The organism is Micromonospora ferruginea (assembly GCF_013694245.2).
Classification (GTDB): Bacteria; Actinomycetota; Actinomycetes; order Mycobacteriales; family Micromonosporaceae; genus Micromonospora; species Micromonospora robiginosa.
The window spans coordinates 2,124,341-2,150,619 of sequence record NZ_CP059322.2 but is presented as its reverse complement, the minus strand read 5'-3'; the positions used below and the strand labels follow the sequence as shown (position 1 = coordinate 2,150,619).

General features: G+C 76.0%; 28 protein-coding genes. 24 read left to right on the top strand and 4 right to left on the bottom strand.

All coding sequences use genetic code 11. The features are described 5' to 3' along the window. The first annotated feature begins 4 nt into the window (after positions 1-4). The 17 genes from H1D33_RS09575 to H1D33_RS09495 are packed head-to-tail and all read left to right on the top strand — an operon-like array spanning position 5 to position 16,390. The gene (locus H1D33_RS09575) at positions 5-1,144 is read left to right on the top strand and encodes a steroid 3-ketoacyl-CoA thiolase (RefSeq protein ID WP_181568409.1); all 1,140 of its coding nucleotides are present in this window, start codon (positions 5-7) and stop codon (positions 1,142-1,144) included. A 5-nt stretch (positions 1,145-1,149) separates the two neighbouring features. Then, positions 1,150-2,397: a CaiB/BaiF CoA transferase family protein gene (locus H1D33_RS09570; RefSeq protein WP_181568410.1), complete on the top strand. Its 1,248-nt coding sequence runs from the start codon at positions 1,150-1,152 to the stop codon at positions 2,395-2,397. An 11-nt stretch (positions 2,398-2,408) separates the two neighbouring features. After that, entirely contained in the window at positions 2,409-3,161 is a 753-nt protein-coding gene (gene fabG / locus H1D33_RS09565; RefSeq protein WP_181568411.1) for a 3-oxoacyl-[acyl-carrier-protein] reductase, read from the top strand. Beyond that, positions 3,158-3,631 (top strand): 3-hydroxyacyl-ACP dehydratase FabZ family protein, encoded by a 474-nt coding sequence (locus H1D33_RS09560; protein ID WP_181568412.1) that lies wholly within the window; start codon positions 3,158-3,160, stop codon positions 3,629-3,631. Before fabG ends, H1D33_RS09560 begins: the two co-directional genes overlap by 4 nt. After that, entirely contained in the window at positions 3,628-4,101 is a 474-nt protein-coding gene (locus tag H1D33_RS09555) for a 3-hydroxyacyl-ACP dehydratase FabZ family protein (protein WP_181568413.1), read from the top strand. Before H1D33_RS09560 ends, H1D33_RS09555 begins: the two co-directional genes overlap by 4 nt. A 15-nt stretch (positions 4,102-4,116) precedes the next feature. After that, positions 4,117-4,371, top strand: a complete 255-nt coding sequence (locus H1D33_RS09550; protein ID WP_181568414.1) for an acyl carrier protein — start codon at positions 4,117-4,119, stop codon at positions 4,369-4,371. Positions 4,372-4,374: 3 nt separating this feature from the next. Beyond that, a complete protein-coding gene (locus H1D33_RS09545) occupies positions 4,375-5,580 on the top strand; it encodes a beta-ketoacyl-[acyl-carrier-protein] synthase family protein (protein ID WP_181568415.1) in 1,206 nt (401 codons plus the stop codon). Beyond that, a complete protein-coding gene (locus H1D33_RS09540) occupies positions 5,577-6,629 on the top strand; it encodes a beta-ketoacyl synthase N-terminal-like domain-containing protein (RefSeq protein ID WP_181568416.1) in 1,053 nt (350 codons plus the stop codon). The genes H1D33_RS09545 and H1D33_RS09540 overlap by 4 nt, the downstream gene beginning before the upstream one ends. Next, positions 6,607-7,719, top strand: a complete 1,113-nt coding sequence (locus tag H1D33_RS09535; protein WP_181568417.1) for a beta-ketoacyl synthase N-terminal-like domain-containing protein — start codon at positions 6,607-6,609, stop codon at positions 7,717-7,719. Before H1D33_RS09540 ends, H1D33_RS09535 begins: the two co-directional genes overlap by 23 nt. Continuing rightward, positions 7,716-8,753, top strand: a complete 1,038-nt coding sequence (locus H1D33_RS09530) for a beta-ketoacyl synthase N-terminal-like domain-containing protein (RefSeq protein WP_246411495.1) — start codon at positions 7,716-7,718, stop codon at positions 8,751-8,753. The genes H1D33_RS09535 and H1D33_RS09530 overlap by 4 nt, the downstream gene beginning before the upstream one ends. Further along, on the top strand, positions 8,750-9,559 hold the full coding sequence (locus H1D33_RS09525; RefSeq protein ID WP_181568418.1) for an alpha/beta fold hydrolase: 810 nt from the start codon (positions 8,750-8,752) through the stop codon (positions 9,557-9,559). The genes H1D33_RS09530 and H1D33_RS09525 overlap by 4 nt, the downstream gene beginning before the upstream one ends. Next, positions 9,556-10,476 (top strand): thioesterase family protein, encoded by a 921-nt coding sequence (locus tag H1D33_RS09520; protein ID WP_181568419.1) that lies wholly within the window; start codon positions 9,556-9,558, stop codon positions 10,474-10,476. The genes H1D33_RS09525 and H1D33_RS09520 overlap by 4 nt, the downstream gene beginning before the upstream one ends. Then, positions 10,476-11,171: a 2-hydroxychromene-2-carboxylate isomerase gene (locus tag H1D33_RS09515; protein WP_181568420.1), complete on the top strand. Its 696-nt coding sequence runs from the start codon at positions 10,476-10,478 to the stop codon at positions 11,169-11,171. Before H1D33_RS09520 ends, H1D33_RS09515 begins: the two co-directional genes overlap by 1 nt. After that, a complete protein-coding gene (locus H1D33_RS09510) occupies positions 11,164-11,901 on the top strand; it encodes a class II aldolase/adducin family protein (RefSeq protein WP_181568421.1) in 738 nt (245 codons plus the stop codon). The genes H1D33_RS09515 and H1D33_RS09510 overlap by 8 nt, the downstream gene beginning before the upstream one ends. Before the next feature lie 25 nt (positions 11,902-11,926). Further along, positions 11,927-14,707 carry a cytochrome P450 gene (locus H1D33_RS09505; RefSeq protein WP_181568422.1) on the top strand — a complete coding sequence of 927 codons (2,781 nt, stop codon included), beginning with the start codon at positions 11,927-11,929 and terminating at the stop codon, positions 14,705-14,707. A 4-nt stretch (positions 14,708-14,711) separates the two neighbouring features. Next, the gene (locus H1D33_RS09500) at positions 14,712-15,839 is read left to right on the top strand and encodes an LLM class flavin-dependent oxidoreductase (protein WP_181568423.1); all 1,128 of its coding nucleotides are present in this window, start codon (positions 14,712-14,714) and stop codon (positions 15,837-15,839) included. Further along, positions 15,839-16,390 carry an NADPH-dependent FMN reductase gene (locus H1D33_RS09495; RefSeq protein WP_181568424.1) on the top strand — a complete coding sequence of 184 codons (552 nt, stop codon included), beginning with the start codon at positions 15,839-15,841 and terminating at the stop codon, positions 16,388-16,390. The genes H1D33_RS09500 and H1D33_RS09495 overlap by 1 nt, the downstream gene beginning before the upstream one ends. An 8-nt stretch (positions 16,391-16,398) precedes the next feature. On the opposite strand, the gene H1D33_RS09490 is transcribed toward H1D33_RS09495, so the two are convergent. Beyond that, a complete protein-coding gene (locus tag H1D33_RS09490) occupies positions 16,399-16,944 on the bottom strand; it encodes a hypothetical protein (protein WP_181568425.1) in 546 nt (181 codons plus the stop codon). 182 nt (positions 16,945-17,126) lie between these two features. After that, positions 17,127-19,883 carry a LuxR C-terminal-related transcriptional regulator gene (locus H1D33_RS09485; RefSeq protein ID WP_181568426.1) on the bottom strand — a complete coding sequence of 919 codons (2,757 nt, stop codon included), beginning with the start codon at positions 19,881-19,883 and terminating at the stop codon, positions 17,127-17,129. A gap of 396 nt (positions 19,884-20,279) precedes the next feature. Here H1D33_RS09485 and H1D33_RS09480 point away from each other — a divergent pair, with 396 nt between their 5' ends. Further along, on the top strand, positions 20,280-21,077 hold the full coding sequence (locus H1D33_RS09480; RefSeq protein WP_181568427.1) for a hypothetical protein: 798 nt from the start codon (positions 20,280-20,282) through the stop codon (positions 21,075-21,077). Between the two features lie 9 nt (positions 21,078-21,086). Here the strand turns inward: H1D33_RS09480 and H1D33_RS09475 are convergent, their stop codons facing one another. Further along, positions 21,087-21,914, bottom strand: a complete 828-nt coding sequence (locus H1D33_RS09475) for a TIGR04222 domain-containing membrane protein (protein ID WP_181568428.1) — start codon at positions 21,912-21,914, stop codon at positions 21,087-21,089. A gap of 104 nt (positions 21,915-22,018) precedes the next feature. On the opposite strand from H1D33_RS09475, the gene H1D33_RS09470 reads away from it, so the two are divergent. The 6 genes from H1D33_RS09470 to H1D33_RS09445 all read left to right on the top strand — a co-directional run bounded on the left by H1D33_RS09470 (position 22,019) and on the right by H1D33_RS09445 (position 25,177). Next, positions 22,019-22,507 (top strand): GNAT family N-acetyltransferase, encoded by a 489-nt coding sequence (locus H1D33_RS09470; RefSeq protein ID WP_181568429.1) that lies wholly within the window; start codon positions 22,019-22,021, stop codon positions 22,505-22,507. A gap of 27 nt (positions 22,508-22,534) precedes the next feature. After that, the gene (locus H1D33_RS09465; RefSeq protein WP_181568430.1) at positions 22,535-22,930 is read left to right on the top strand and encodes a cupin domain-containing protein; all 396 of its coding nucleotides are present in this window, start codon (positions 22,535-22,537) and stop codon (positions 22,928-22,930) included. Between the two features lie 67 nt (positions 22,931-22,997). Continuing rightward, positions 22,998-23,564, top strand: a complete 567-nt coding sequence (locus H1D33_RS09460; protein ID WP_181568431.1) for an isochorismatase family protein — start codon at positions 22,998-23,000, stop codon at positions 23,562-23,564. Between the two features lie 72 nt (positions 23,565-23,636). After that, entirely contained in the window at positions 23,637-24,164 is a 528-nt protein-coding gene (locus H1D33_RS09455) for a DUF2087 domain-containing protein (protein ID WP_181568432.1), read from the top strand. Then, positions 24,161-24,670: a GNAT family N-acetyltransferase gene (locus H1D33_RS09450; RefSeq protein WP_246411497.1), complete on the top strand. Its 510-nt coding sequence runs from the start codon at positions 24,161-24,163 to the stop codon at positions 24,668-24,670. Before H1D33_RS09455 ends, H1D33_RS09450 begins: the two co-directional genes overlap by 4 nt. Positions 24,671-24,745: 75 nt before the next feature. Then, positions 24,746-25,177, top strand: a complete 432-nt coding sequence (locus tag H1D33_RS09445; RefSeq protein ID WP_181568433.1) for an Hsp20/alpha crystallin family protein — start codon at positions 24,746-24,748, stop codon at positions 25,175-25,177. Between the two features lie 7 nt (positions 25,178-25,184). Here the strand turns inward: H1D33_RS09445 and H1D33_RS09440 are convergent, their stop codons facing one another. Continuing rightward, complete coding sequence (locus tag H1D33_RS09440) at positions 25,185-26,204, bottom strand: helix-turn-helix transcriptional regulator (RefSeq protein ID WP_181568434.1); 1,020 nt, start codon at positions 26,202-26,204, stop codon at positions 25,185-25,187. Between the last annotated feature and the right edge of the window lie 75 nt (positions 26,205-26,279).

The window sequence follows — 26,279 nt, the reverse complement described above, 5'->3', positions numbered from 1 at the left end:
GACGATGCCGGAGGCGGTGATCGTCGAGGCGGTCCGCACCCCGATCGGCCGGCGCGACGGGGCGCTGTCCGGCCTGAAGGCCGTGGAACTGCTGCGGCACGTGCAGGTCGAGGTGCTGCGCCGCGCCGGGGTGGAACCCGGCGACGTCGACCAGATCATCGGCGGCTGCGTCACCCAGGTCGGCGAGCAGAGCCTCAACGTCACCCGCAACGCGTGGCTCAACAGCGGCCTCGACTTCGAGGTCGCGGCGAGCACGGTGGACACCTCCTGCGGCTCCGCGCAGCAGGCCAACCACCTGATCGCCGCGCTGGTCACGGCCGGCGCGATCGACGTCGGCATCGCCTGCGGCGTGGAGTCGATGAGCCGGGTCCCGGTCGGGACCAACCTCTACCAGGGGCCCGGCCACTACAAGACGCCCGACTACCCGTACGACGATCCGCCGCGCGCGCAGTTCGGCGGTGCCGAACGCATCGCCACCCGGCAGGGGCTGACCCGCGCGGACCTGGACGCCTACGGCCTGCGCTCGCAGCGCCTCGCCGCCCGCGCCCGCGACGAGGGCCGCTTCGACCGGGAGACCAGCGCGGTGCCGCTGCCCGACGGCACGCTCGTCACCACCGACGAGGGCATCCGCGAGAGCACCGCCGAGGGCCTGGCCGCGCTGCGCCCGGTGGTCCCCGACGGCCGGCACACCGCCGCCACCATCTCGCAGATCTCCGACGGCGCGTCGGCGATCCTGTGGATGTCACGGGAGCGCGCCACCGCCCTCGGGCTGCGGCCCCGGGCCCGGCTGGCCCACCAGGTGGTCACCGGCGCGGACCCCTACTACCTGCTCGACGGGCCCGTCGTGGCGACCCGAAAGCTGCTCAAACGCGCCGGGATGAGCCTCGCCGACGTCGACCTGGTCGAGGTCAACGAGGCGTTCGCGTCGGTCGTGCTGTCCTGGGCCGCGCACCACGACGCCGACCTGGACCGGGTCAACGTCAACGGCGGCGCCATCTCGCTCGGGCACCCGCTGGGCAGCAGCGGCACCCGGCTGCTGGTCACCGCGCTGCACGAGCTGGAGCGCCGCGACCGGCACAGCGCGCTGGTCACCATGTGCTGCGGCGGCTCGCTGGGCACCGCCTCGCTGCTGGTACGGGAGTGAACGGCATGGACACCGACACGAGCGCTCCCACCGACGCCGCCGCGTTCTACGCCGACGCGCGCGCCGACCTGCCCGGTCCGCTGCACGGCGTCCGCGTGCTCGACGTGACGAAGGTCTGGTCCGGCCCGGTCGCCAGTTGCGTGCTGGCCGACCTCGGCGCCGACGTGCTGCGGGTGGAGATGCCCGGCAACCGGGAAGGGCTCATGCCGCCGCACATCCCGGGCACCGGGCTGTCCTGGTTCCGGCAGAGCGTGCACCGCAACAAGCGCAGCATCGGGCTGGACCTGCGGCGCCCCGGCGCGGCCGAGGTGTTCCTGCGGCTCGTCGCCACCGCCGACGTCGTGGTGGAGAACTACAAGCCCGGCACCCTGGACGCCTGGGGCGTCGGCTACCGGGCCTGCCGCGAGGTTCGCCCCGACGTGGTGCTGGTCTCCATCTCCGGCTACGGCCAGTACGGCCCGGACGCCGCCCGGCCCGGCTACGACCCGACCACCCAGGCCGCCGCCGGGTGGATGTCGCTCAACGGCGAACCCGACGGCGCCCCGCTCAAGGCGCCCACCTTCCTCGCCGACGACATCGCCGGCCTGCACGCGGTGATCGGCGCGCTCGCCGCGCTGCGCCACCGCGACCGCACCGGCGAGGGCCAGCACGTCGACGTGAGCATGCTGGACGCGTTGCTGTTCTCCAGCAACGGCTACCTGACCCTCGGCGCGACCGGGGTGCCGCTGCGCCGCTGGGGCGACCAGGCCGACTTCGTGGTGCCGGCCGGCTGTTTCCGCTGCGCCGACGGGCACGTCTACGTCGCCGTCGCGCTGGACCGCTCCTGGCGGCGCCTCGCCGAGGTGGTCGGCCGGCCCGAGCTGGCCCGGGCGCCCGGATACGCCACCAACGAGGAGCGCCGGGACAACCGCGCCGAGGTCAACGCCGTTCTCGCCGGCTGGTGCGCCGAACGGACCTGCGCCGACGTGGTCGCCGTGCTCGACGACGCCGGGATCACCGCCGAGCGGGTCCGCACCTTCGCCGACGCGGCCGCCGACCCGCAGGTGCGGGCCCGGGCGATGGTGCAGGAGACCGTGCTGGCCAACGGCAGCACCGCGCCGCTGACCGGGCCGGCGGTGAAGTTCTCCCGCACGCCGACGGCGGTGCGCGCCGGCGCCCCCGAACCGGGCGCCGACACCGAACAGATCCTCGACGAGCTGAAGGTGGACGCGGCCACCCGGGCGCGGCTGCGGGCGGAACGGGCGATCGGATGACCGGAGGTGGCATGGACACGGCGGGTGAGACGCCGCGCTGCGCGCTGGTGACCGGCGCGTCACGGGGCATCGGGCGGGCGGTCGCGCTGCGGCTGGCGGCCGAGGGCTACGCGGTCGCGGGGTGCTTCAGCACCGCCGGCGAGGCCGCCGAGAAGACCCGCGCGGAGGTCGAGGCGTACGGGGTGCCGAGCTGGTTCGCCCCCTGCGACGTCACCGACCGGGCGGCGGTCGACGACTTCGTCGCCACCGCCGAGAAACGCCTCGGCCCGCTGACCGCGCTGGTCAACAACGCCGGCATCACCCGGGACCGGCCGATGGTGCTGATGGGCCCGGAGGACTGGCACGACGTCGTCGACACCAACCTGACCGGCACCTGGAACACCTGCCGCGCGGTCGCGTTCCGGTTCCTCAAGCGCCGCCGCGGGGCCGTGGTCAACCTCTCCTCGGTCGCCGGGGTCACCGGCAACGCCGGGCAGACCAACTACGCGGCCAGCAAGGCCGGCATCATCGGGCTCAGCCGCTCGCTGGCCAAGGAGGTCGCCGGGTACGGCATCCGGGTCAATGTGGTCGCGCCGGGCTTCGTGGAGACCGACATGACTGCGGCGTTGACGGAGAAGCAGCGCGCGCAGGCGTTGACGCAGATCCCGCTGCGCCGCTTCGGCACCCCGGAGGACGTCGCCGAGCTGGTCGAGTTCCTGCTGTCGGACCGGGCCGCGTACGTCACCGGCCAGGTCGTGCGGGTGGACGGGGGGATCGTGCTGTGACCGCCGTCGTACCCGCCTTCGCCCCGGACCGCACCCCCGCCCAGACGTACGCCGAGGCGGCCGCGCCGCTGCCGGCCGTCGCGTCGGTCCAGGTCGCCGCCGGCCCGCGCGGCGGGATCACCCTGCGCGCCGAGACGACCGTCGACCCGGACGACCTCTACCTGACCGGGCACTTCCCCGAGCTGACCGTCTATCCGGGGGTGTTCACCCTGGAGACCCTGCGGCAGGCGGTCAGCGCGGCGGTCGGCCACTGCGCCGGCCGCCCGCCGGAGCTGCACCGGCTGCACTCGGCCCGGTTCCTCGCCCCGCTGCTGGCCGGCGACACGCTGACCGTGGAGGCGTCCGTCGGCCCGGTCGCGCAGGACCAGTCCTTCGAGGTCACCGCCCGGTGCGTACGCGGCGACGGGGTGCGGACCGCGACCGTGCGCGCCGTGTTCCGCTGGCCGACCGACGGGGACGACGGCCGATGAGACTGGACCACGCCGCGCTGCGCGCCCTGCTGCCGCACCGCTACCCGATGCTGCTGCTCGACCGGGTCGAGGACGTCGAGCCCGGCGAGAGCCTCACCGGCGTCAAGGCGGTGAGCGGCTGCGAGCCCTGCTACCGGGGCATCGCCGAGGACCAGCCCGCCGACCGGTACGCCTACCCGGCGTCGCTGCTGATCGAGTCGTTCGGCCAGGGGGCGGCGGTGCTCTGGCTGCTGTCCCGCCGGTCGGGCACGGCGGGGCTGCCGATGTTCACCGCGGCCCGCGACGTGGTGCTGCTGCACCCGGTGCACCCGGGTGACGTGGTCCACCACCGGGTCCGGCTGGACCAGGTCGTCGACGGCGCCGCGTTCGCCTCCGGATCCAGTTGGGTCGGGGAGCGGCGGGTGGCCGAGTTCGACTCCATGATGGCCGTCGTCCGACCGGTCGACGCCGTCGCCGAGCCGCGAGACTGAGAGAGAGGAACCGCGATGAGTGAACGCGACCAGCACCTGGAGCAACTGCGGGAGATCGTCGCCGAGGTGCTCGAGATGGAGCCCGAGGAGGTCGCCGACACGGCCGACTTCGTCGAGGAGTACGAGGCGGACTCGCTGCGGGCGATCGAGATCCTGGCCCGGATCGAGAAGAGGTACAAGGTGGAGATCCCGCAGGCCGAGCTGAACGAGATGCGCAGCCTCAAGGCCGTGCACGAGGTGGTGGCGCGGTACGCCGGCTGGCAGGACTGAGGCGTGCACCGGGTAGTCGTCACCGGGCTCGGCCCGGTGTCGGGCATCGGCATCGGCGTCGACGAGTTCACCGACGGGCTGCGTCGGGGGCGCTCCGCCGCCGCGCCCATCACCAGCTTCGACGCGTCCGGCTTCCCGCACCGGTACGCCGGCGAGGTGCCCGCGTTCCGGCCGGCGGAGGTGCTGCGACGGGTCCGGGTCGAGCAGTGGGGCCGGTCGGCGCTGCTCGCCGCGGCCGCCGCCCGGCTGGCCGCGACCGACGCGGGGCTGCCGCTGCCGCTGGCCGACCCGGGACGCGCGGGCGCGGTCATCGGCACCACCAGCGGCGAGTCGACGGTGGTGGAGCAACTCGTCGCGGACCTCGTCGCCGGCGGCTACCCGAGCATGTCGGTGGACTCGCTGCGCCAGGCGCCCGCCGAGCGGCTGGCCTACGCGGTCAGCGCCGAGCTGGGCCTGGCCGGTGAGTCGGTCACGCTCACCACCGCCTGCTCGGCCAGCAACTACGCCATCGGCTACGCCTACGACCTGCTGCACACCGGCGAGGCGGACGTGATGGTGGCCGGCGGGGCGGACTCGGTGTGCCGGTGGGCGCACGCCGGCTTCTTCCGCCTGGGCGCGCTGACCGAGCGGCAGTGCCGCCCGTTCGACCGGGACCGCTCCGGCATCCTCACCGGCGAGGGTGGCGCGGCGCTGGTGCTGGAGACGCTGGACCACGCCGTCGCCCGGGGCGCGCGGATCTACGCCGAGGTGCTCGGCCACGGCCTGAACTGCGACGCCCACCACATGGTCGCGCCGAACGAGGACAGCATCGCCGCCTGCATGCGGCTGGCCCTGGACAACGCCGGGATCAAGCCGGTGGACGTCGACTACGTCAGCACCCACGGCACCGGCACCCCGGCGAACGACCTGTGCGAGGCCCGGGCGATCCGGGCGGTCTTCGGCGACCGGGTGCCGCCGGTCAGCTCGATCAAGTCGATGCTCGGGCACACCATGGGCGCGGCCAGCGGCTTCGGCGCGATCGCCACCACCCTCGCCATCCGGCACGGGTTCCTGCCCCCGACGATCAACTGGGCGAACCCGGACCCGGAGCTGCCGTGGATCGACCCGGTGCCCAACGTGGCCCGGCCGGCCACCGTCCGGGTGGCGCAGAACAACGGGTTCGCCTTCGGCGGCAACAACGCCATCACGATCTTCGGGGCGATCCGGTGAGCGGGGTGGTGACCGGCTGCGGTGTCGTCTCCGCCGCCGGGGACTCCGTCGCCGACGTGCTCACCGCGATCCGCGCCGGCGCGGCGGTGCGCGCCGACGTGCGGGACCGGTTCGCCGAGCCGCTGCCGGAGGTCGAGGCGCCGGCGATCGCCGACTTCGACGTACGGGGCCTGCTCGGGCGCAAGGGCACCAGCTTCCTGGACCGGGCCACCGCGTTGGCGATGGTGGCCTGCGGGCGGGCGCTCGCCGACGGGGAACTGACCCCCGACGACGACAACCGGCACCGCATCGGGGTGGTGCTGGGCACCACCACCGGCAGCCTGAAGTCGACCATGGACTTCTCCCGCGAGACGCTGGTGCAGGAGAAGCCGTACCTGGTCAACCCGGTGCTGTTCCCCAACACGGTGATGAACTGCGCCGCCGGTCAGGCGGCCATCCGCCACGGCCTGCGCGGCGTCAACGCCACCGTGGCCGGCGGCCCGCTGGCCTTCCTGTACGCGCTGCGCTACGCGCTCAACGCCATCCGGCGCGGCTACGCCGACGCCCTGCTGGTCGGCGGCGTGGAGGAGTACACGCCGAACACCGCCTGGGCGGCCCGGCTGACCGACGCCGGACCGGCCGGCGAGGCGTCGGCCGTCTACCTGCTGCGTCGGCGCGGCGCCGAGGCGACCGGCGCCCGCGCCGAGGTGCTCTCGGTGGCCACCGGTTTCGCGCCCGACGACGCCGACGCCGGGCTGGCCGGCTGCGCCCGCCGGGCACTGGCCACGGCCGGCGTCCGGGCGGCCGACGTCTGGGCGCTGGCCGGCGACGACGGCGACGGCCTGCGGGACGCCGTGCCCGCCACGGCGGAACGGCTGCCGGTGCGCCCGGCACTGGGCGACTGCCAGGCCGCGGCCGGCGCGCTGGCGTTCGGCGCGCTGTTGGCCCGGTACGCCGAGGAGCCGGCGTCCGCCGGCCGTCCGGCGCTGGTCACCGGCCGCTCCCGCGACGGCGGGGTGGCCGCGGCCGTGGTGAGGGGGTGGGCCGGTGGCGGCGACGATCACCGCTAGCGCGGTCCGCACCTGCTTCGGCGACGGGCCGGCCACCTGGGACGCGCTGCTGCGCGGCGACTGCGGCGTCGCGCCGCTGCGACGGGTGGACCCGCGCCGCGTCGGGGTGGAGCACGGCTACCCGATCGCCGACGACCGGCCGTTCGGGCCCGGCCGCTGGCTCGCCGACTGCGTCACCGAGGCGCTGGCCGCCGCCGGTGTCGATCCTCGCCGCCGCCGGGTGGTCAGCCTGGTCGGCACCGGGCTGCGCGAGTCGGCCGAGGTGGAACGCGCCGCGCTGGGCGGCACGGTGGACTTTCCCGCCGAGCGCCTGCACTTCGGCCCGGCCGTCACCGACGCGGCGCCGGGCGTCGGCCGGGTGGTCACGCTGGCCAACGCGTGCAGCGCCGGCGGGCACGCCCTCGCGCTCGCCCAGGACCTGGTGGAGACCGGCGAGGCGGACGCGGTGCTGGTCGGCGGCACCGACGCCAGCACCGCGTCGATGCTGGCCATGATCGGGCGGGTGGCGGCCAGCCCGACCGATCGGGTGCGGCCGTTCGACGCCGACCGCGCCGGGGTGCTGCTCGGCGACGGCGCGGTGGTGCTGGTCGTCGAGGCGGACCGGCCGGGCACGGGCCTGGCCCGGCTGCTGGGCACCGGGCTGTCCTGCGACGCCGGGCATGAGACGGCGCCCGACCGCGACGGCATCCTCCGGGCGGTATGCGACGCCCACCGCCGGGCCGACCGCCGGCCCGAGCAGGTCGACCTGGTGCTGGCGCACGGCACCGGCACCGCGCTCAACGACGAGACCGAGGCCGGGGTGCTCGCCGAGGTCTTCGCCGGCTGCGCGCCCGGACCGCTGGTGACCGCGCTCAAGGGCGCGGTGGGCCACACCTCCGGCGGGTCGGCGCTGCTCAGCGTCGCCGTCGCGATCGAGGCGCTGCGCACCGGCCGGGTTCCCCCGGTGATCGGGCTGCGCCGGCCCACACCCGAGGCGGCGGGGCTGCGACTCGTGCGGGACCGGGCGGTGGTGGCGCGACCGCGTGTCGCCCAGGTCGACGCGTTCGGCTTCGGCGGCCTCAACGCGGTCACCCTCCTGGAGGCGTCGTGACGACCGTCCACGCCGTGCCGTCCCCGGCGACGACCGGTTTCCGGCCGGTGGCCGCGGTGCTGAGCGCCGCGCTGAACGTGCCGGGGCTCGACGTGCCGACCCTGCTGGTCGGCACCGGCCTGCCCGCACCGGATCTCGGCACGCGGGGCGCGCGCCCCGCTCCTGGCGGGGTCACCGCGCCGGACGACGCCGCCGCCGACGGGCCGGGCTGGCCACCGGAGCGGGCCGCCGAGCTGCTCGGCCGCAAGGGCCTGCTGGCCAAGGAGCCGGCCACCCGGCTCGCGCTGTGCGCGGTGCACCGGGCGCTGGGCCTGCCGCCGAAGGCGCCCCGCCGCACCGGCCCGGCGGACCCGCGTACCGCCGTGGTGGTCAGCTCCAACCTGGGCAACGTCGCCACGGTGGGCGACATCGCCGGGCGGCTGCGCGACGGCGGGCCCCGCGAGGTCGGCCCGCTGGAGGCCCCGAACGCCTCCAGCAACGTCATCGCCGGGGCGATCGCGATCTGGTTCCGCTTCGGCGGCCCCAACCTCACCGTCTGCTCCGGCGCCACCGCCGGACTGGACGCGATCTGGCTGGCCGGCGTGCTGCTGCGCACCGGCCGCGCCGACCGGGTGGTGGTGGTCGGCACCGAACCGGACGACCCGCAGGCCCGCGCCCTGCACGCGGCCCGGCGCGGGGCCACGCCCGGACGGCCGCTGCGGGCCGGCGCCGCCTGCCTGCTGCTGGGCCCGGCCGAGACGCCGGAACGGCGGTCCGCGCCGCGCGGCCCGACCGACGCGGCGGAGCGGCCACCTGCGCCGCGCGACCCCGCCGGCCGGCCGTTGGCGCTGCTCGGGGCGGTCCGCGACGGCGCGTCCGGCGACGGTCCGATCGTCGACGAGGCCCGGCTGGGCGGTGACCACTACGGCGCCGCCGGGGTCGTGCACACCGCACTCGCCGTCCGGCTGACCGGCGGCACGCCGGCCGTCGCGGTGCGCTGCGGCGACCCGGTCGACGGCGTACGCGAGCTGACCGTGCGGGCGGTGCCCCGATGACCCGCGCCGCGCCCGCCGCGCCGGTGCACCAGGTCGCCGGTCCGGACTCCGGCGCGCCGACCGTGCTGCTGGTGCACGGCATGTCCGACACCTGGCAGAGCTGGCGGCACCTGGTGGCGCGGCTGCCGGCCACCTGGCGGCTGTTCGCCGCCGAACTGCCGTGGAAGGCCGGCACCGACCACCACTGGCGGCGGCGGGGCACCCCCGGCGGGTGGCTCGCCGCGACCGTCGACGCCATGACCACGCCGCCCGACATCGTGGTCGGCCACTCGCTCGGCGCGAACGCGGTGCTGGAGATGCTGGCCACCGAGCCGGCGGTGGCGCCGCGCGGCGCGATGCTGATCGCGCCCTTCTACTGCCCGCCCGACCTGCCGATCACCTGGGCGGTGCACGAGCGGGCGCAGGCCAACTTCGTCCAGATCATCGACGAGGGGCTGCGCAACCGGCTCGGCTCCCGGCTGGCCGAACTGGACGCCGCCACGCTGGCGTCGATGCGCGACATCATGGTCGACCGGATCGGCCCGGTCGGGTTCACCGCGCTGTTCGACCACTTCACCGCCACGGCCGGGCTGCCGCTGCACGCGGTGACCGTGCCGACGAAGGTGCTGACCGGTGGGCGGGACCCCAGCCTGGACGGGCCGTGCGCGGGCGCCCTGCGCGCCCAGTTGCCCGACGCCGACATCGTCGTCGAGCCGGACTTCCACCACTTCTGCCACCTCGACCGCGCGGCCGAGGTGGCCCGGCACATCACGGTCTTCGTCGAGCAGGTCTGCCCCGATCCCGCGATCCGAGGAGGTACGCCGTGACCACGGCGGTCCAGCACGAGCCCGTGACCCTGTCCGCCCGGCCCGGGTTCGAGGGCGCCAACATCCGCACCTGGATCGGGTTCAAGCACTTCGCGTACCTGGTCGAGCAGGGCGTCCTGCAGTGGTTCCGGGAGCGCGGGTACGGCCCGGGCCGGCTCTACCTGGAGCACGGCGTGGGTCTGTCGGTGCGGGACTGCTCGCTGCTGCTGCCGGCCGTGCTGGAGGTCGACGACGAGGTGAGCGTGACCGCGACGCCGGGCGCGGGCGGCCGGTTCGCGGTGCGGATCACCCGCCCGGGTGGCCCGGCCCCGGCCGAGCCGGTCACCGCCTGCCGGGCCCGGGTCCGGGTCGCGCTGGTGCGCGCGTCGGACGCGCCGGCCGCCGCGCCGCTGCCGGCGGACCTGGCCGGGCTGCTGGAGGAGCCGGGCGCCGGCGAGCCCGGCCCGGCCGCCGGGGCCGACCCGGCCGCCACCCTGCGGGCCGGCGGCGCCGGCTTCGTCTGGGCCTGGCGGGTGCCCTACTTCTACTGCCAGTACTCCGAGCGCATGCAGCACGCCGGCTACGTCCGGCTGCTGGAGGAGGTGGTGGACCGCTACCTCGCCGACCGGGGCCTGTCGGTCGGGCGGATGCTGCGCGAGCGGGGCTGGATCCCGGTGGTCTCCCGGGCCCGCGTCGAGGTGCGCGGCGACGCGCGCGTCGAGGAGCCGATGTGGATCACCTTCACGGTCACCGACGTGCTCAAGGACGTCACCTACGACGCCCGGATGACCTGCCACGTGGTGCGCGACGGCCGGCTGGTGCAGGTGGCCACCGCCACCATCCTGCACGGGTACGCGGCCAGCCGGGGCCCGGACGCCGGCAGCCTGGCCACCCTCGACCGGCAGACCGTGGCCGCCCTCACCGGCGGAGGGCGATGATGGCGCCCCGACCGCCCCGGTTGTACTTCTCGTTCCGCAGCCCGTACAGCTGGCTGGCGGTGGAACGGCTGACCCGGGCGCTGCACCGCCCGCAGGAGGCGCTGGAGTTCATCCCCTACTGGGACCCGGATCCGCGTACCGGTTCGGCGCTGACCGCGGCCGGTGGCGCGTTCCACTACGTGCAGATGAGCAAGCCGAAGCACCTCTACCTGTTGCAGGACGCCAAGCGGCTGGCCCGGCGGCTGGAGGTGCCGATGCGCTGGCCGATCGACATCGACCCGTGGTGGGAGCTGCCGCACCTGGGTTTCCTCGCGGCCCGGGAACGGGGTGCGGGGGAGGCGTTCTACCGGGAGGTGATCGCGGCGCGCTGGCACCGCGGCGAGGACGTCTGCACGCCGGAGGTCCTGGCCGGGGTGGCCGAGCGGGCCGGCGTCGACCCGCAGGTGGTGCTCGGCGCCGTGGACGACGACGCGATCCGCGCCGCCGGGGTGGACTGCCTGATGCGCGCCTACGACGACGACATCTTCGGCATCCCCTACCTGCGGATCGGCCCGCACCGGTTCTGGGGTTTCGACCGGGTCGACGACTTCCTCGCCGCGTACGCCGACCGTGCCGGCGCGCCGGTGCGCCCGGCGGAGCCCGTGCCGGCCGGCGCCGGCGGGTACGACACCGACACCGGAGGCGGCTGTGGCTGAGCGACGCACCCCCGAGCAGGAGCGGGCGTACCGGCGGCGGCACCTGGTGCTCACCGCGCGCGCCTTCGCGCTGGCCGGCTTCGACGAGGGCGCCGGCGGGCACGTGACCGCCCGGGACCCGATCGACCCGGACACCTTCTGGATCAACCCGTTCGGCCGGCACTTCCGCCACGTCCGCGACGACGACCTGCTGCGGGTGGACCACGCCGGCGAGGTGGTCGAGGGAACGGGCCGGGTCAACCCGGCCGGCTACGCCATCCACTCCGCGATCCACAAGGCCCGGCCGGACGTGGTGGCCGCCGCGCACACCCACTCGGTGCACGGCCGGGCGTTCTCCGCGCTGGGCCGGCCGCTCGCGCCGATCACCCAGGACGCCTGCGCGTTCTTCGAGGACCACGAGGTCCACGACGAGTACGGCGGGGTGGTGCTCGACGGGGCGGAGGGCGACCGGATCGCCGCCACGCTGGGCGCCGGCAAGGCGGTCGTGCTGCGCAACCACGGCCTGCTCACGGTCGGCGGCTCGGTCGCCGAGGCGGCCTGGTGGTTCCTCGCCATGGACCGCTGCTGCCAGGTGCAACTGCTCGCCCAGGCGGCCGGCGAGCTGGTGCTGATCCCCGCCGAGGCGGCCCGGGCGGCGCGCGCGGACATCGGCACCGCCGGGATCGCCCGGCTCAACTTCCGGCCGGTGGCCGAGCACGTCCTGGCCGTCAGCCCCGACCTGACGGCCTGAACCACGCACAGACAGGAGGCTCCGAGTGGCCGAGCTGCTGCAGGACATGGTGCGCGACGCCGGCGGCGACACCGCGCTCGTCGACGAGGACGGCACCCGCACGTGGGCGGAGCTGGACCGGGCGGTCGACAGGTGGATCGCGGCGCTGCACGGCGCCGGCCTCGCCGTCGGCGACCGGGTGGCGTTCGTGCTCGGCAACCGGCGCGAGACCTTCGAGGCGCTGCTGGCCTGCGTGCACTCCGGGCTGGTGGCGGTGCCGGTGAACTGGCACCTGACCGCGCCGGAGATCGCCCACATCCTGGCCGACTCCGGCGCCCGCGCGGTGCTCACCGAGGCCGCGTACGCGCCCGGCGTGCGCGCCGCCGTGGACCGCGTGCCGGACGCCCCCGAGGTGCTGGTCACGGTGGACTCCGGCGAGGGCTTCACCCCGTTCGCCGACCTGCCCGCCGGCCCGCCGCCGCCGGCCGTCTCCGGCGGTGTCCTGCTCTACACCTCGGGCACCAGCGGTCGTCCCAAGGGCGTGGTCAACCCGCTGCTCAGCGTCGGCGCGCCGATCGAACGGGTGGCCGCCACCACGGCCGCGCTCGGCGCCGGGCTCGGCATCCCGACCGACGGCCGGGCCCTGCTGGTGGGCCCGTGGTACCACTCGGCGCAGTTGTTCTTCGCCCAGTTCCCGCTGCTGCGCGGCTGCGCCCTGGTGATGCGCCGGCGGTTCGACCCGGCCGAGGTGCTGCGCGTGATCGACGACGAGAAGATCACCATCAGCCATCTGGTGCCGACGCAGTTCATCCGCCTGCTGCGGGTCGACGACGCCACCCGCGCCGGGTTCTCCGGCGCCAGCCTCGCCCGCATCTGGCACGGCGGCGGCCCGTGCCCGCCGGAGACCAAACGCGCGATGATCGACTGGTGGGGCCCGGTGTTCGTGGAGTACTACGCCGCCACCGAGGCCGGCATCGTCACCCTCGCCGACTCGCACACCTGGTTGGCCCGACCCGGCACGGTGGGCCGGCCGGCACCGCCGACCGAGGTCCTGGTGGTGGACGACGAGGGCCGCCCGGTGCCGACCGGGCGGGAGGGCCGGGTCGCCGTCCGCCGTCCCCCGGGTCGCGGCTTCCACTACCACAACGCCCCGGAGCAGACCGAGAACGCGCACGTCGCCCCGCACACCTTCACCCTCGGTGACCTCGGCCGCCTCGACGGCGACGGCTACCTCTACCTGACCGGACGCTCGGCGGAACTGATCGTCTCCGGCGGCGTCAACGTGTACCCGGCGGAGGTGGAGGCGGTGCTGCTGACCCACCCGGCGGTGGCCGACGGGGTGGTCGTCGGGGTGCCGGACGCCGAGTTCGGCGAGCAGGTCCGGGCACTGGTGCAACTCGACCCGGCGTGGCCGGCCGACGGCGTCGAGGCGGTCCTCGACGCGCACTGCCGGGCCGGGCTGGCCGGGTTCAAGGTGCCGCGCTCCTACGAGCTGGTCGACCGGATCCCCCGCGAGCCCACCGGCAAGGTGCCCCGCGCGGCGCTGCGGGACCGCCACCGGCACGCGCCGGCGCCGCCGGACGTGCTCGCCGACCCGCGGACGTACCTCAGCGGCGTGCCGCACGCCGAGTTCGCCCGGCGCCGCCGGGAGGCCCCCGTCGCCTGGGTCGACGAGGTCGCGCTGACCCGCACCGACCGCGACGGCGAGACGACGTCGCGGGGGCGGGGCTTCTGGGCGGTCACCCGGTACGCCGCCGTGTCGGCGGTCTCGCGTGACCCGGCGCTGTTCTCCTCGGCCGCCGGCGGCGCGTTCCTCGCCGACCCGCGCACCCCGGCCGACCTGGAACGCAACCGGCAGCTTCTGATCAACATGGACGCTCCCGAGCACACCTGGGTACGCCGCCTGGTGGCCGGCGCGTTCACCCCGCGCGCGGTGGGACGCCTGCGCGAGCTGGTCACCCGGCACGCCGAGGAGGTGGTCTCCCGCGCGGTCACCGCCGGTGCGATCGACGTGGTGGCCGACCTGGCCGCCGAACTGCCGCTGCTGGTCCTCACCGACCTGCTGGGCATGCCGGCCACCGACCGCAAGCTGCTGTTCGAGTGGAGCAACAACCTGGTCGGCTTCGACGACCCGGAGCACGGCGGCGGCAGCGTGCCGCGCTACCGGGACACGTTCGCCGCCGCCTTCGCCTACGTGCGGCAGCTCGCCGCGCAGCGGCGGGCCCACCCGACCGAGGACCTGATGAGCCTGCTGGTGCACGCCGAGTCCGACGGCCGGGGGCTGACCGACGCGCAGCTCTGCCAGTTGTGGCTGCTGCTGGTCATCGCCGGCAACGAGACCACCCGGCACCTGATCTCCGGCGGCGTGCAGGCGCTGCTGGCGCACCCGGCGCAGCGGGACCGCCTGATCGCCGAGCCGGACCTGACCGGGCCGGCGGTGGAGGAACTGTTGCGCTGGGTCACCCCGATCATGCAGTTCCGGCGGACCGCCACCCGCGACACCGTGCTCGACGGCACCCGGATCGCCGCCGGTGACAAGGTGGTCGTCTACTACAGCTCGGCCAACCGGGACCCGGAGGCGTTCGCCGACCCGGACCGGCTGGACCTGGGCCGCGACCCGAACCCCCATCTGGCGTTCGGCATCGGCCCGCACTTCTGTCTCGGCGCCCACCTGGCCCGGCTGGAGATGGCGGCCTTCCTCACCGCGGTCCGCCCACACCTGGCCGGACTGCGGCTGACCGGACCGGTCCGCCGGATGCGGACCAACTTCATGAACGCGATCACCGCGATGCCCGCGCGCTTCGACACCGCGCCGAGGGGGGACTGACCCGATGTCACTGGAACTGCACTGGTTCCTGCCCTCGCACGGCGACGGCCGGGACCTGGCCGAGCCGTCGCGGGGCGGGAGCCGCCCGGCGCGCATCACCCGCCGCCGGCCGGACGTCGGCTATCTGGCCCAGGTGGCGCAGGCCGCCGACCGGCTCGGCTTCGCCAGCGTGCTCACCCCGGCGGGCCTGTTCTGCGAGGACCCGTGGATCGTGGCGTCCGCGCTGGCCGCGCAGACCGAACGGCTCAAGTTCATGATCGCGCTGCGGCCGGGACTCGTCTCACCCACGCTGGTTGCGCAGATGGCCGCCACCCTGGACCGGGTCACCGGCGGCCGGGTGCTGCTCAACATCGTCGCCGGCAGCGACCCGGACGAGCAGCACCGCTACGGCGACTGGCTGGACCACGACGCCCGCTACGCCCGGGCCGGGGAGTTCCTGGCCATCCTCAACCAGCTCTGGTCCGGCCGGCCGGTCGACCACGAGGGCGAGCACTACCGGGTACGCGGCGCGCTGCTGGCCCGGCCGCCGGAGACCGCGCCGACGGTCTTCCTCGGCGGCTCGTCGCCCGCCGCCCAGCAGACGGCGGCCCAGCACGCCGACGTCTACCTCGCCTGGGGCGAGACCCCCGCCCTCCTCGGTGAGCTGCTGGCACAGGCACGCGACCGGGCGGCGGAGGCGGGGCGGACGCTGCGCACCGGCAGCCGGCTGCACGTGATCAGCCGGGACACCGCGCGGGAGGCCTGGGCCGAGGCGGAACGACTGCTCGCCGGCGTCGACCAGGCGCGCATCGACGCGGCGCGCAAGCGGTTCTCCCGTACCGAGTCGGAGGGGCAGCGGCGGGCCGCGGCGCTGCACGCCGGCGGCAACGCCCGGATGGAGGTCCACCCGAACGTCTGGGCCGGCTACTCGCTGGTCCGGCCGGGTGCCGGCGCGGCGCTGGTGGGCAGCCACGAGGAGGTCGCCGAACGGATCGCCGAGTACCACGCCGCCGGCGTCGACCACCTGATCCTCTCCGGGCAGCCGCATCTCGAGGAGGCGTACTGGGTCGGCGAGGGGGTGCTGCCGCTGCTGCGGCACGACGGCCTGCTCGCCCCGGACACCGACCGTACGCCCGAGATGGCGGCCCGGTGATGGCGGCGCCGGCGCGGCACCTGCCGCTGACCGTGGTGATCGGCAACCCGAAACCGCACTCGCGGACCCGGACCGTCGCGCTGGGCGCCGCGGCGGCGCTGCACCGGCGGCTGGCCGGCGGGCCCACCCCGGTCGGGCCCCCGGGCGTGATCGACCTGTCCGAGCTGACCGCGGAGCTGGTCGGCCAGGGCAGCCGCCCGGACGCGCTGGACGAGGTGCTGGAGTCGGTCCGCCGTCCCGGGCTGCTGCTGGTGGCCAGCCCCACCTTCAAGGCGGCGTACAGCGGCCTGCTGAAGCTCTTCGTGGACGTGCTGCCCCGGGGCGCGCTGGCCGGCGTGGTGGCGGTGCCGCTGATGACCGCGGCCCGGTCCGGGCACCGCCGCGTCGTCGACACCCACCTGGGCGCGCTGCTGGCCGAGGTGGGCGCCTGCGTGCCGACGCCCGGGCTGTGCGTGCTCGAACGCGAGTTCGACACCGCCGAGGTGGGCATCGGCCGGTGGCTGGACGGCGCCGCCCCGGCGGTCGCCGAGGCGCTGGCCGAGCTGGCCTGAGCCGGCGATCAGCCCGCGCTCACCTCGGCGTCGTGCTTGCGCCGCAGCCGGCTGATCCAGCCCTGCGCGGTGTGCACCGGCACGTCGAAGTGCTCGGCCACCCGGCTGATGGTGCCGACCTGCTCGTAGACCGCCTCCAGGTCGGCCGGGTCGGGCGCCCGCCGGTAGGCGCGCCCGCTCTTGAGCCGGCTGAGGCGCTCCGGCTCGGCCGGGCGTCGGGCGGGTCGCGGCGGCGGCGGTCCCGGCGCGACCGCCGGGGTGACCGGAACGGCCGCGGGCACCGGCCCGACGACCGGACCGGGGCGGTCGCCGGAGCCGGCCGGCCGGCCACGCTCGCGGTCCTGCGGTGGGACGAAGGCACGCAGCAGGGCGTCGAAGTCGACGTACGGCAGCTCGCCGGTCAGGCCGGCGCTCTGCGGAGCACGGACGGTCAGCTCCCGGACGACGGGGTGGCCGTCGCCGGTGTCCAGCCGCACGACGGTCTGGGCCACCGGACCGGTGATCTCCTCGCCGTCGTCCTCCACCGGGACGATGGTGATGATGTATTGGCTCACGGCGATGCCTTCCTGCGCATGTCCGGTGGGGCAGCGAGGCCGTCCGATCTGCTTGAACGGGGGGTGCTGATGGTGGGAGACAAGATATCGGACCTCAGTATGACAGGAGCCAAGATGTCCGACACCATCATGCGGTCGCCTATCCTTCATCTCTCTTCGGTCCAACCGAGAGAACCGGGGTGTCAGGCCGGACCCCGATAGTTGAGCGCCCCGGTGGCCAGCAGCGCCGCCAACGCGGCCCGGGAGGACACCCCGGTCTTGCGGAAGATCCGGGTCAGGTGGGCCTCCACCGTCTTCACCGTCACGTACACCTGCTCGGCGGCCTCGGCGTTGCTCGCCCCCGCCGCGACCAGGCGGGCGATGTCCCACTCCCGCCGGGTCAGCGTCAGCTCGCCCCGGGTCGCGCCGTCGGGGCGGCGGCCGGCCGCGCCGGCCGCCCGGCTCTGCACGGCGGCCACCGCCCGCCGCAACGGTGGCGAGGCCACCAGGTCGGCGATCCGGCGTGCCTCGGCCAGCTCCACCTCGGCCGCCGTCCACTCCCGGACGTCGCACAGCGCCCGCGCCCGCACCAGCCGGGCCGACGCCTCGTCCAACCGCCAGCCCATGTCGGCGAAGCTGTCGGCGGCGGCGCCGGCCAGCTCCGCCGCGCCGCGCGGATCGGTGTCGAGGGTCAGCCGGGCGCGGCTGATCCGCACCATGGCGCTCTGCCCGCGCAGCCGCACCCGCTGCGCGTGCCGCCCCGCCACCGCCAGCCAGTGCAGCGCCTCGTCCCGCCGGCCGCCGCGGTGGGTCATCTCGGCCAGCGACGACGCCCAGCAGGCCCGGCCGGACACCTCCACCTGGCCGAGGTCGGCGCCACCGCAGGCACGCAGCAGGGCCGGCGCCGCGCCGACCCGGTCGCCGGCCAGGAACCGCAGCCGCACCGCCACCCGTTGACTCACCCCGTCGTACCAGTTGGACCGCCGGGTGGACGCGTCCAGGACGGCGGTCTCGGCGAGCTGTCGGGCCGCGGCGGGACCGCGACGCCACGCCACCGCGATGGCGCGGTGCGCCCGGGCCAACCCGACCATCGGTTCGACGCCCATCGCCACGGCCACCTCCTCGGCGTCCTCGCCCTCGCTCAGCGCCCGGTCCAGGCTGCCCAGCCGGCACGTCACCGCGCAGCGGCCGATCAGCAGCCACGGGGTCAACGCGACCAGGCCGGCGCGGCAGCAGATCTCCAGCGCCCGGTCGAGGTGGTGCAGCGCGGACCGGTCCCGCTCCAGCAGGTGCTCGGCCCAGGCCAGCAGCGCCAGCAGGTCCGGGTGGCGGGCGAGTTCGTCGTCGGCGAGCGCGTCCACCTCGGACGACGCGCGGCCCAACGCCTCCTCGACCGGCAGGCCGCAGTCGACGTGCGCGGCGACGAAGCAGCGGACCACCGCCGCGGTGGTCCGGCAGCCGGGCTCGTCGAGCTGGTCGGCGAGCCGGCCCAGGGCGTACGCGTGCTGCCCGGCGCCGGCCGCGCCGCAGAGCGCGCCCGACACGGCGGCCTCCACGCTCAGGTCGAACCGGGCGCGCGGCCCGGCCGGCGCGTCGAGCCGCGGCAGCAGCAGGGCGTACGCGTCGAACGGCCGTCCCAGCAGGCGCTCGACGCGGGCCCGCGCCACCAGCGCCCGGACCCGTTGGTCGTCGTCGGGCAGCGGGCGGCGGCTGAGGTCCTGCAGCAGCGTCCGGGCCTGGCGCAGCCGGCCCGCGCCGACCAGCGCGTCGGCGGTGGCGAAGTCCAGGCGAATCCGGCACGGGTCGGCCGGTCCGGCGTCGGGCAGTAGCCGGCGGACGCCGGTCAGCCACCGGATGGCGTCCAGCCGTGGGGTCTGCGGGTTCTCCGCCGCCTCGATCAGCGCGTCGGCCGTGGCCGGGTCGGTGCACTGCCCACCGGCCCACAGGTGCTCGGCGTAGCGCGTCACCGGGTGGCCGAGGTCGCGCAGCAGGCCGGCGGCGAGGGCGTGCAGGTGGCGTCGCCGGCCGGGGGACAGCGACCGGTACACCACCGCCCGGTCGACCTCGTGCCGGAAGCGCAGGGTCGGCGCGAGCGCCGGGTCGGTGCGCAGCAGGTCGGCCGCGACCAGCCCGTCCAGCAGGTCGCTGGTGGTGGCCGGGTCACGGCCGGCGAGCGTGCCCGCGAGCGCCGGCTCGAACCCCTCCGCGCACACCGACACCGCCTCCAGCATCCGCCGCTGGTCGACCTCGAGCGCGTCCACGTCGAGCTGCACCGCGGCGGTGACCTCGAACGGCAGCTCCGCCGGCAGGCCGCGCAGCGCGGCGACCGCGCCGTCCAGCGCCTCGGGCCGGTAGGCGAGCACGTAGCGGGGCACCCCGCCGGAGAGCCGGTGCACGCGTTGCCCGGCCCGGCCGTCGGGCAGCCCGAGCAGCGCGGCCACACCGGCCGGATCCAGCGGCGACAGGGTGAACGTGCGCCGGTTGAGCTGGACCACGCCACCGAACGTGGCCGTCGCCCAGCCGGGCATCTGCCGCGGCCGGTACGCGACCACCAGCAGCAGCCCGGCCGGCGGCGCCTGCGCGAGCCGGGCCAGCAGCGTCGCCACCGCCGGCGGCACGAGGTGCAGGTCGTCCAGGAGCACCACCGACGCGCCCGCGACCGGTTCGGGCCGGCCCGCCGCCGGTGCGGCCGGGTCCACCAGCGCGGTGAGCGAGCGCAGCACCCGGTCCCCGTCGCGGCCGGCCGCCGCGAGCACCGGCACGCCGGCCCGGCCGGCCCGGACGGCCAGCTCGCGCAGCAGGCGCGTCTTGCCGCAGCCCGGATCGGCGGCGAACTCCAGCATCGACGGCTGCCCGCCCCGGGCCGCGCACAGCGCCTTGTCGAACACGTCGAGCGCGCAGTTGCGGCCGACCAGCGGTTCCAGGGGTCCGCCGGGCGCCACCGGCTCGACGCCGCTCACCGGCGCACCGCTGCCCGGCCCGCCTCGACGCGACCGGGTGGGGCGGCGCCAGGTGACACGCTCAGGTCCCGCATCAGCCGCCCCCCAGTTCCGCCCCTTGTGGACCGTGCGGCGTGCCCGACCCGCCCGGAACGTCGCCGGTGTCGGGGCGAGCACCCGGTGTCACTCTACGATCGCGAAACAACTGTGACGATCGCGAGAGTGGCCGGATCTGACCGTCTTGGAAGAGGAATCGACCGTGGTCAACCAATCGCGCCCGGATCCCTCCGGTCGCCCGGCGCGCCGCCGCGATCGCGATCGGTTCACCTCACTGTCGGGTTTTCCCTACTGTCGCTTCGACGGGCGTGGCCTACCGTCGACTGCGGCGGTGCGACGCCTACGTTGGGGGAACGGTTCATGACGATGCATGGTCGATCCTGTCTGGACGGTCCGTCGGCGACCGGGGTCGAGAGGACACCCGATCGCTGGCACGTGTTCCGGTGCCTGCTGCCCCCGCGCGCCGCGGTGGCCGACGCGTTCGTGACGCGGGGAGTCGGCCCGCTCCTGCGCGAGTTGCAAACCGTCGGTGAGGTGTCCGGCTGGTCGTTCACCCGCCAGTCGCCGCGGATGGTCGACATCCACCTGCTCGGTGGCTCGCCGGCGCTGCTCGCGGCGCGCCTGGCCGGTCTCTGCGCGGCGGTCGGCGCGCACGGCCCGACGCGGCTGCCGCAGCTCTCCGGGCCGCCGACGCCCGACCTGCGGCTGGTCGACGTGGCGGTGGAGCTGATCGGGATGACGCCGGACCGGCCGGCCCGACTCGGCGCCGCGGTCGACCTGACCATGGTGGCGGCGGTCCGCACCTGTCCCGCGCTGCGCGTCGCCGACGCCCCGGTCGTGGCCGGCACGCGGGACGTCGCGGTGGTGCCGCCGGCCCGGTGGCGGCGGATCGCCGCCGCGCTGGCCACCGAGCAGCACCCGCTGACCTGCTGGTCGCGGCTGCTGGAGACGCACCGGCACGCGCCCGGCTACGACGGCTCGGCGGCGTTCGGCATGGTGCACGTGCTGCACAACCAGCTCGGGCTGACCGCACGCGACGAGCAGCGGGTGCACGCCGGGTTGATCCGGTCGCTGTCGCGGCGCCCCGGCGGCCCGCGCCGCTCGCCGCGGTGGCACCAGGGCGTCGTACCCCCGGGGGGCGTGGGCCGGCGCGGCTGAGCGCCGCGCTCAGCGGCGGGCGGGCCGACGCTCGGGTCGGGGTCGGCCGCGTTCCGGGTCGACGCCGACCTGCACGGCGAAGGCCGGGTCGACGGCGAGCAGCGGTCGGGGGCCGAACAGCGCCATGGCGGTCAGCAGCGCGTCGGTGTCGCGCCCCTGCCAGACCGGGCGGCGTTCGGGGTCCAGGTCGGCGTGCTCGCGGCGCAGCCGGCGCAGCAGGCGCAGCAGGCGGCGGGCGGCGGCGCCGGTCTCCGGCACCTCGGTCAGCCACCAGCCGCCCAGCGCCGTGGCCAGGCAGCACAGCAGCAGCCCGGCGACCGACGCCGGGCCGCCGGCGGCGCGTCCCTCGACCGCGCTCTCCACGAGCCGGGTCACGCCGACGGCGGCGACCACGAACAGGGGCAGGGTGCCCAGCGCGACGCGTCGCCGCTGCGCGGGGGTGAGCAGCCAGCCGTCGCGGGCCAGCCGGGCGACGGTGCGGCGCAGCGCCCGGCCGACGTCGGGGTCGGCGAGGACCGCGGCCCAGGTCTGCGGGCGGCGCAGCGCGGTGTGCAGGGCGCGCACCAGCGCCGGTGAGCGGGGCGGCGGCGGGCCGTCGGCGTGCAGGGTGGCGAGTTCACCCACGGTCACCCCGCCGGTGCGGCGCAGCGCGGCCACGCCGACCTGGCAGGCCAGCAGCGCCCGGTCGGTGAGGTACGCCAGCTCGACCCGGTCGGGCGTCGCGCCGCGGGCGCGGCGCCCGGTCAGCTCCCGCACCGCCAGGGCGAGCGCGACGGCCACGGCCACCGCGCCCAGGTAGTCGAGGAGGAAGAGCGGCCCGCTGACACCCCAGAGCATGGCGACAAGTATGGCCCGGCCGCCCGGCCCGGTGATCAGGAGGCGTGCCGGGCCCCGCCGGAATGCGGTGGCGGGGTGGCCCGGTCGGCGCTAGCGTGCCGGCGATGCGCATCCGTGACTGCACCGACGCCGACTGGCCGCAGGTCTGGCCGATCGTCGAGGACGTCCTGACCGCCGGCGACACGTTCGTCTACGACCCGACCTGGCCCGCCGAGGTGGCGCGCGAGGTGTGGCTGGAACGCCCGCCGGGGCGTACCTCGGTGGCGGTGGACGACGACGGCGTCGTGCTCGGCACCGCGAAGATGGGCGCCAACAAGCCCGGCCCGGGCTCGCACGTGGCGACGGCGAGTTTCATGGTCTCGGCCGCCGCCCGCGGCCGGGGCGTCGGTCGGGCCCTGTGCGAGGACGCGCTGGACTGGACGCGCCGGCAGGGCTTCGCCGCGATGCAGTTCAACGCCGTGGTGGAGACCAACACCGCGGCGGTGGAGCTCTACCGGCGGCTCGGCTTCACCGTGGTCGGCACCGTGCCGCAGGCGTTCGCCCATCCGCGCGAGGGTCGGGTGGGCCTGCACGTCATGCACCGGTTCCTCTGACCGGCGCCGGTGCGCGAGGATGGCCGGATGAGCGCTGAACCGATCGAGCTGGCCGCCGCCCTGGCGCGGTTCGACCAGTTGTGGAGTCCGCGGATCGTCACCACGGTCAACGACTACGACGTGCGGATCGCGAAGGTGGCCGGCGAGCACGTCTGGCACAGCCACGACCACACCGACGAGTTCTTCCTGGTGCTCGACGGGGAGCTGCGCATCGCGCTGCGCGACGGCGCCGACGGCGGGCAGCGCGAGGTCACGCTGCCGCGCGGCGCGGTGTTCGTGGTGCCGCGCGGGGTGGCGCACCGGCCGTACGCGCCGGACGGCGCGTCGATCCTGATGTTCGAGCCGTCCGGCACGTCGAGCGTCGGGGACCGGCACGACGCGGTGCCCGGGCACGTGGACGCGACCACCGGGCACCGCCTCTGACCCGGCCGGAAGTGTCGGGGACCACGGTTAGGTTCGTCGCGACGACAGCCGCCGAAGGAGTCCCGCCATGACCACGCTTCCCGACCGCCCGCGCACCGCCCTGCTCGTCGTCGACGTGCAGAACGGTGTGGTGGCCGAGGCCCACGACCGCGACCGGGTGGTCGCCACCATCGCCGCCCTGGTCGAGCGCGCCCGCGCCGCCGGCGTCCCGGTGGTCTGGGTGCAGCACCGCGCCGAGGACCTGCCGGCCGGCAGTGAGCCGTGGCAGATCGTGCCGGAGCTGACGCGCCGCGACGACGAGGCGCTGGTGCACAAGGCCTACGGCGACTCGTTCGAGGACACCGACCTGGAGCGGGTGCTCGCCGACGCCCGGGTGGGCCGGCTCGTGGTGACCGGCGCGCAGACCGACGCGTGCATCCGCTCGACGTTGCACGGCGGTTTCACCCGCGGCTACGACGCCGTCCTGGTCGCCGACGCGCACACCACCGAGGACCTGTCCGCCTACGGCGCGCCCCCGCCGGCGCAGGTCATCGCGCACACCAACCTCTACTGGGGGTTCCAGAGCGCCCCGGGCCGCACCGCCGGCACGGTCGAGGCCACCGACGTCGACTTCGCCGCCACCGTCGCGGCCTGACCGTCGCGCGCCGCGCCTGCCGGCGGCGAAAACGCCTGGCCGCCCCGGGTGGCGGCTGGCAGGCTGCCGCCCATGACCGCACAAGCTCTGGCGGGGGCGCTCGCCGACGAGCGCCGCCGTGTCGTGTTCGCCGCGATCGTCCTCGGCGCCCGGGACGTGCCCTCGGTGGTGGCCCGCACCGGCCTGCCCGCCCGGGACGCCGCCACCGCGGTGCGCCGGCTCACCGACGCGGGGGTGCTGGCCGACGACGCGGCCGGGCTGCGGGTCGACGGCGAGCGGCTGCGCGAGTTCGCCCGGGCCGCGTCGGCGGCTCCGGCGACGCCGGCGGCCGACCCGCGCGAGACGATCCTGCGCACGTTCCTGCGCGACGGCGCGCTGGTCCGGCTGCCCGCGCAGCGCGGCCGGCGTCGGGTGGTGCTGGAACACATCACCGAGCGCACCTTCGAGCCGGGGTTGCGCTACCCGGAGCGGGCGGTGGACGACGCCCTGCGCCCCTGGTGCGACGGCGGCGAGGCCGACCACGTCACGCTCCGCCGCTACCTGATCGACGACATGCTGCTCACCCGCGAGCAGGGCGTCTACTGGCGGACCGGTCCGTGACCGGCTGGACGACGCACCTCGCCCGGCCCGACGATCCGGACGCGGCCGCGCTGCTGCGCGAGTACATGGCGGAGATGGTGCGCCGCTGGTACGGCCGCCCGGAGCGCCCCGGCGAGGTGGACGCCGCGCTGGCCGAGATGCCCAGCGACGACCTGGTCCCGCCGACGGGGCTGCTGGTGCTGGCCCGCCGCGACGGCCGGCTCGCCGGGTGCGCCGGGCTGCGCCGGCGGCCGGGCTGGGCGGAGCTGACCCGGGTCTACGTGCGTCCGGCGCACCGGGGTTCGGGGGGCGGCGCCGTTCTGCTCGCCGCCGTGGAGGCGGGCGCGGGTGCGGCCGGCGCGGACCGGATCCGGCTGGACACCCGCTCCGACCTGGTCGAGGCGCGCGCCCTCTACGCGCGTCACGGCTACCGGGAGATCCCCGCGTTCAACGCCGGGCCGTACGCGCAGCACTGGTTCGAGAAGTCACTGCCGGCCCGGGTTGACGACGCCGCGGCGTCGCGCTAAAACAGAAACCGAGAAGTTGAGTCCCCTCGACTCAACCGGAGACCTTGGGCCAGGAGAACCGAGGAGGCAACGGCCATGTTGATGCGTACCGACCCGTTCCGTGAGATCGACCGGATCGCCGAGCAGTTCTTCGGCACCACCACCCGGCCGGCGGTGATGCACCTGGACGCCTACCGCGACGGCGACCACTTCTACGCCGCGTTCGACCTGCCCGGCGTCGACCCGGACAGCATCGACTGCACCGTCGAGCGCAACGTGCTGACCGTGCGCGCCGAGCGTCGCCGCCCCACCGGCGAGCAGGTCGAGCTGGTCGCCGCCGAGCGACCGATGGGCACGTTCACGCGGCAGCTCTTCCTGGGCGACACGCTGGACACCGACCGGCTGGAGGCCGGCTACGACAACGGCGTGCTGACCCTGCGCATCCCGATCGCCGAGCGCGCCAAGCCGCGCCGCATCACGGTGACCGCGACGGAGGGCAACGGCCACCGTCAGCTCACCACCGCCTGAGCGCGCCTCATGCCGACGCGGGGGAGGCCGGTACGCCGGCGGCCCCCGCGTCGGCGTCGGGGTAGAGCCGGGTCAGCGCGTGCGCGGTGGCGGTGAACCGGGCGCGCAGCTCCGCCGGCGCCAGCACCTCCACCTCGGCGCCGAGCTTGAGCAGCTCGCCGTGGGCGTGGCGCACCGACTCGATCGGCACGGTGGTCTCCAGCCAGCCGTCCGGGCCGGGTTCGCCGGCCGCTGCCCGGGCCGCGCGGCTCATCTCCGGCGGGAAGACGTACGGCATGAACTCCAGCGCGGCGGCGGTGAGCCGGATCCGGGCCTGCTCGCGGTAGACGTCGCGCTCGTAGCGGGCGGTCCACTCCCGCCAGTAGGTGGCCAGGTCGAACCCGTCGGGCCGCTCGGCGTGCTCGTCGGTGACGCTCGCGTCGAGCACCGCGCCGACCCGGTAGGTGCGCACGTCGTCGTCGCAGCGGGCCACCAGGTACCACCGGCCGGCCTTGAGCACCACGCCCAGCGGGGCGACCAGCCGGGTGATCTCGCGCGGCGCGCGCCAGCGCCGGTAGCGCAGCCGGACCAGCCGGTCGGTCCACACCGCCCCGGCCAGCGTCTCCAGGTGCGGCACCGGCTCGGGGTGGCGGAACCAGCCGGGCGCGTCCAGGTGGAAGCGTTGCCGGATGCGGCCGGTGCGGTCGGCCAGTTCGTCGGGCAGCGCGGCGCGTACCTTCAGCTCGGCGGCGGCCACCGCGGACGCCAGGCCCAGCTCGGCGGCCGGGCCGGGCAGGCCGGCGAGGAACAGCGCGTCGGCCTCCGGCCCGGTCAGCCCGGTGAGCCGGGTGCGCCAGCCCTCCAGCAGCCGGTAGCCGCCGGCCGGGCCCCGGTCGGCGTACACCGGGACGCCGGCGGCGCCGAGCGACTCGACGTCGCGGTAGACGGTGCGCACCGACACCTCCAGGGCCTCGGCGAGTTCCCCGGCGGTCATCCGCCCCCGGGTCTGCAGGAGCAGCAGCAGGGAGACCAGTCGGCTGGCGCGCATCCGCCGACGGTAGCCCGCGCCGGAAATCCTTCTCGGGCGCGCCTCGTCGCGAAACACGCCACCGACTGAGAGCCT

Coding starts and splice junctions, on each gene's coding strand:
- H1D33_RS09440 (WP_181568434.1), bottom strand. CDS start 26,204: ATGCGCGCCAGCCGACTGGTCTCCCTGCTGCTGCTCCTGCAGACCCGG.
- H1D33_RS09465 (WP_181568430.1), top strand. CDS start 22,535: ATGAGCGCTGAACCGATCGAGCTGGCCGCCGCCCTGGCGCGGTTCGAC.
- H1D33_RS09500 (WP_181568423.1), top strand. CDS start 14,712: ATGTCACTGGAACTGCACTGGTTCCTGCCCTCGCACGGCGACGGCCGG.
- fabG (WP_181568411.1), top strand. CDS start 2,409: ATGGACACGGCGGGTGAGACGCCGCGCTGCGCGCTGGTGACCGGCGCG.
- H1D33_RS09480 (WP_181568427.1), top strand. CDS start 20,280: ATGACGATGCATGGTCGATCCTGTCTGGACGGTCCGTCGGCGACCGGG.
- H1D33_RS09470 (WP_181568429.1), top strand. CDS start 22,019: ATGCGCATCCGTGACTGCACCGACGCCGACTGGCCGCAGGTCTGGCCG.
- H1D33_RS09525 (WP_181568418.1), top strand. CDS start 8,750: ATGACCCGCGCCGCGCCCGCCGCGCCGGTGCACCAGGTCGCCGGTCCG.
- H1D33_RS09515 (WP_181568420.1), top strand. CDS start 10,476: ATGGCGCCCCGACCGCCCCGGTTGTACTTCTCGTTCCGCAGCCCGTAC.
- H1D33_RS09550 (WP_181568414.1), top strand. CDS start 4,117: ATGAGTGAACGCGACCAGCACCTGGAGCAACTGCGGGAGATCGTCGCC.
- H1D33_RS09570 (WP_181568410.1), top strand. CDS start 1,150: ATGGACACCGACACGAGCGCTCCCACCGACGCCGCCGCGTTCTACGCC.
- H1D33_RS09455 (WP_181568432.1), top strand. CDS start 23,637: ATGACCGCACAAGCTCTGGCGGGGGCGCTCGCCGACGAGCGCCGCCGT.
- H1D33_RS09460 (WP_181568431.1), top strand. CDS start 22,998: ATGACCACGCTTCCCGACCGCCCGCGCACCGCCCTGCTCGTCGTCGAC.
- H1D33_RS09445 (WP_181568433.1), top strand. CDS start 24,746: ATGTTGATGCGTACCGACCCGTTCCGTGAGATCGACCGGATCGCCGAG.
- H1D33_RS09495 (WP_181568424.1), top strand. CDS start 15,839: ATGGCGGCGCCGGCGCGGCACCTGCCGCTGACCGTGGTGATCGGCAAC.
- H1D33_RS09555 (WP_181568413.1), top strand. CDS start 3,628: ATGAGACTGGACCACGCCGCGCTGCGCGCCCTGCTGCCGCACCGCTAC.
- H1D33_RS09475 (WP_181568428.1), bottom strand. CDS start 21,914: ATGCTCTGGGGTGTCAGCGGGCCGCTCTTCCTCCTCGACTACCTGGGC.
- H1D33_RS09575 (WP_181568409.1), top strand. CDS start 5: ATGCCGGAGGCGGTGATCGTCGAGGCGGTCCGCACCCCGATCGGCCGG.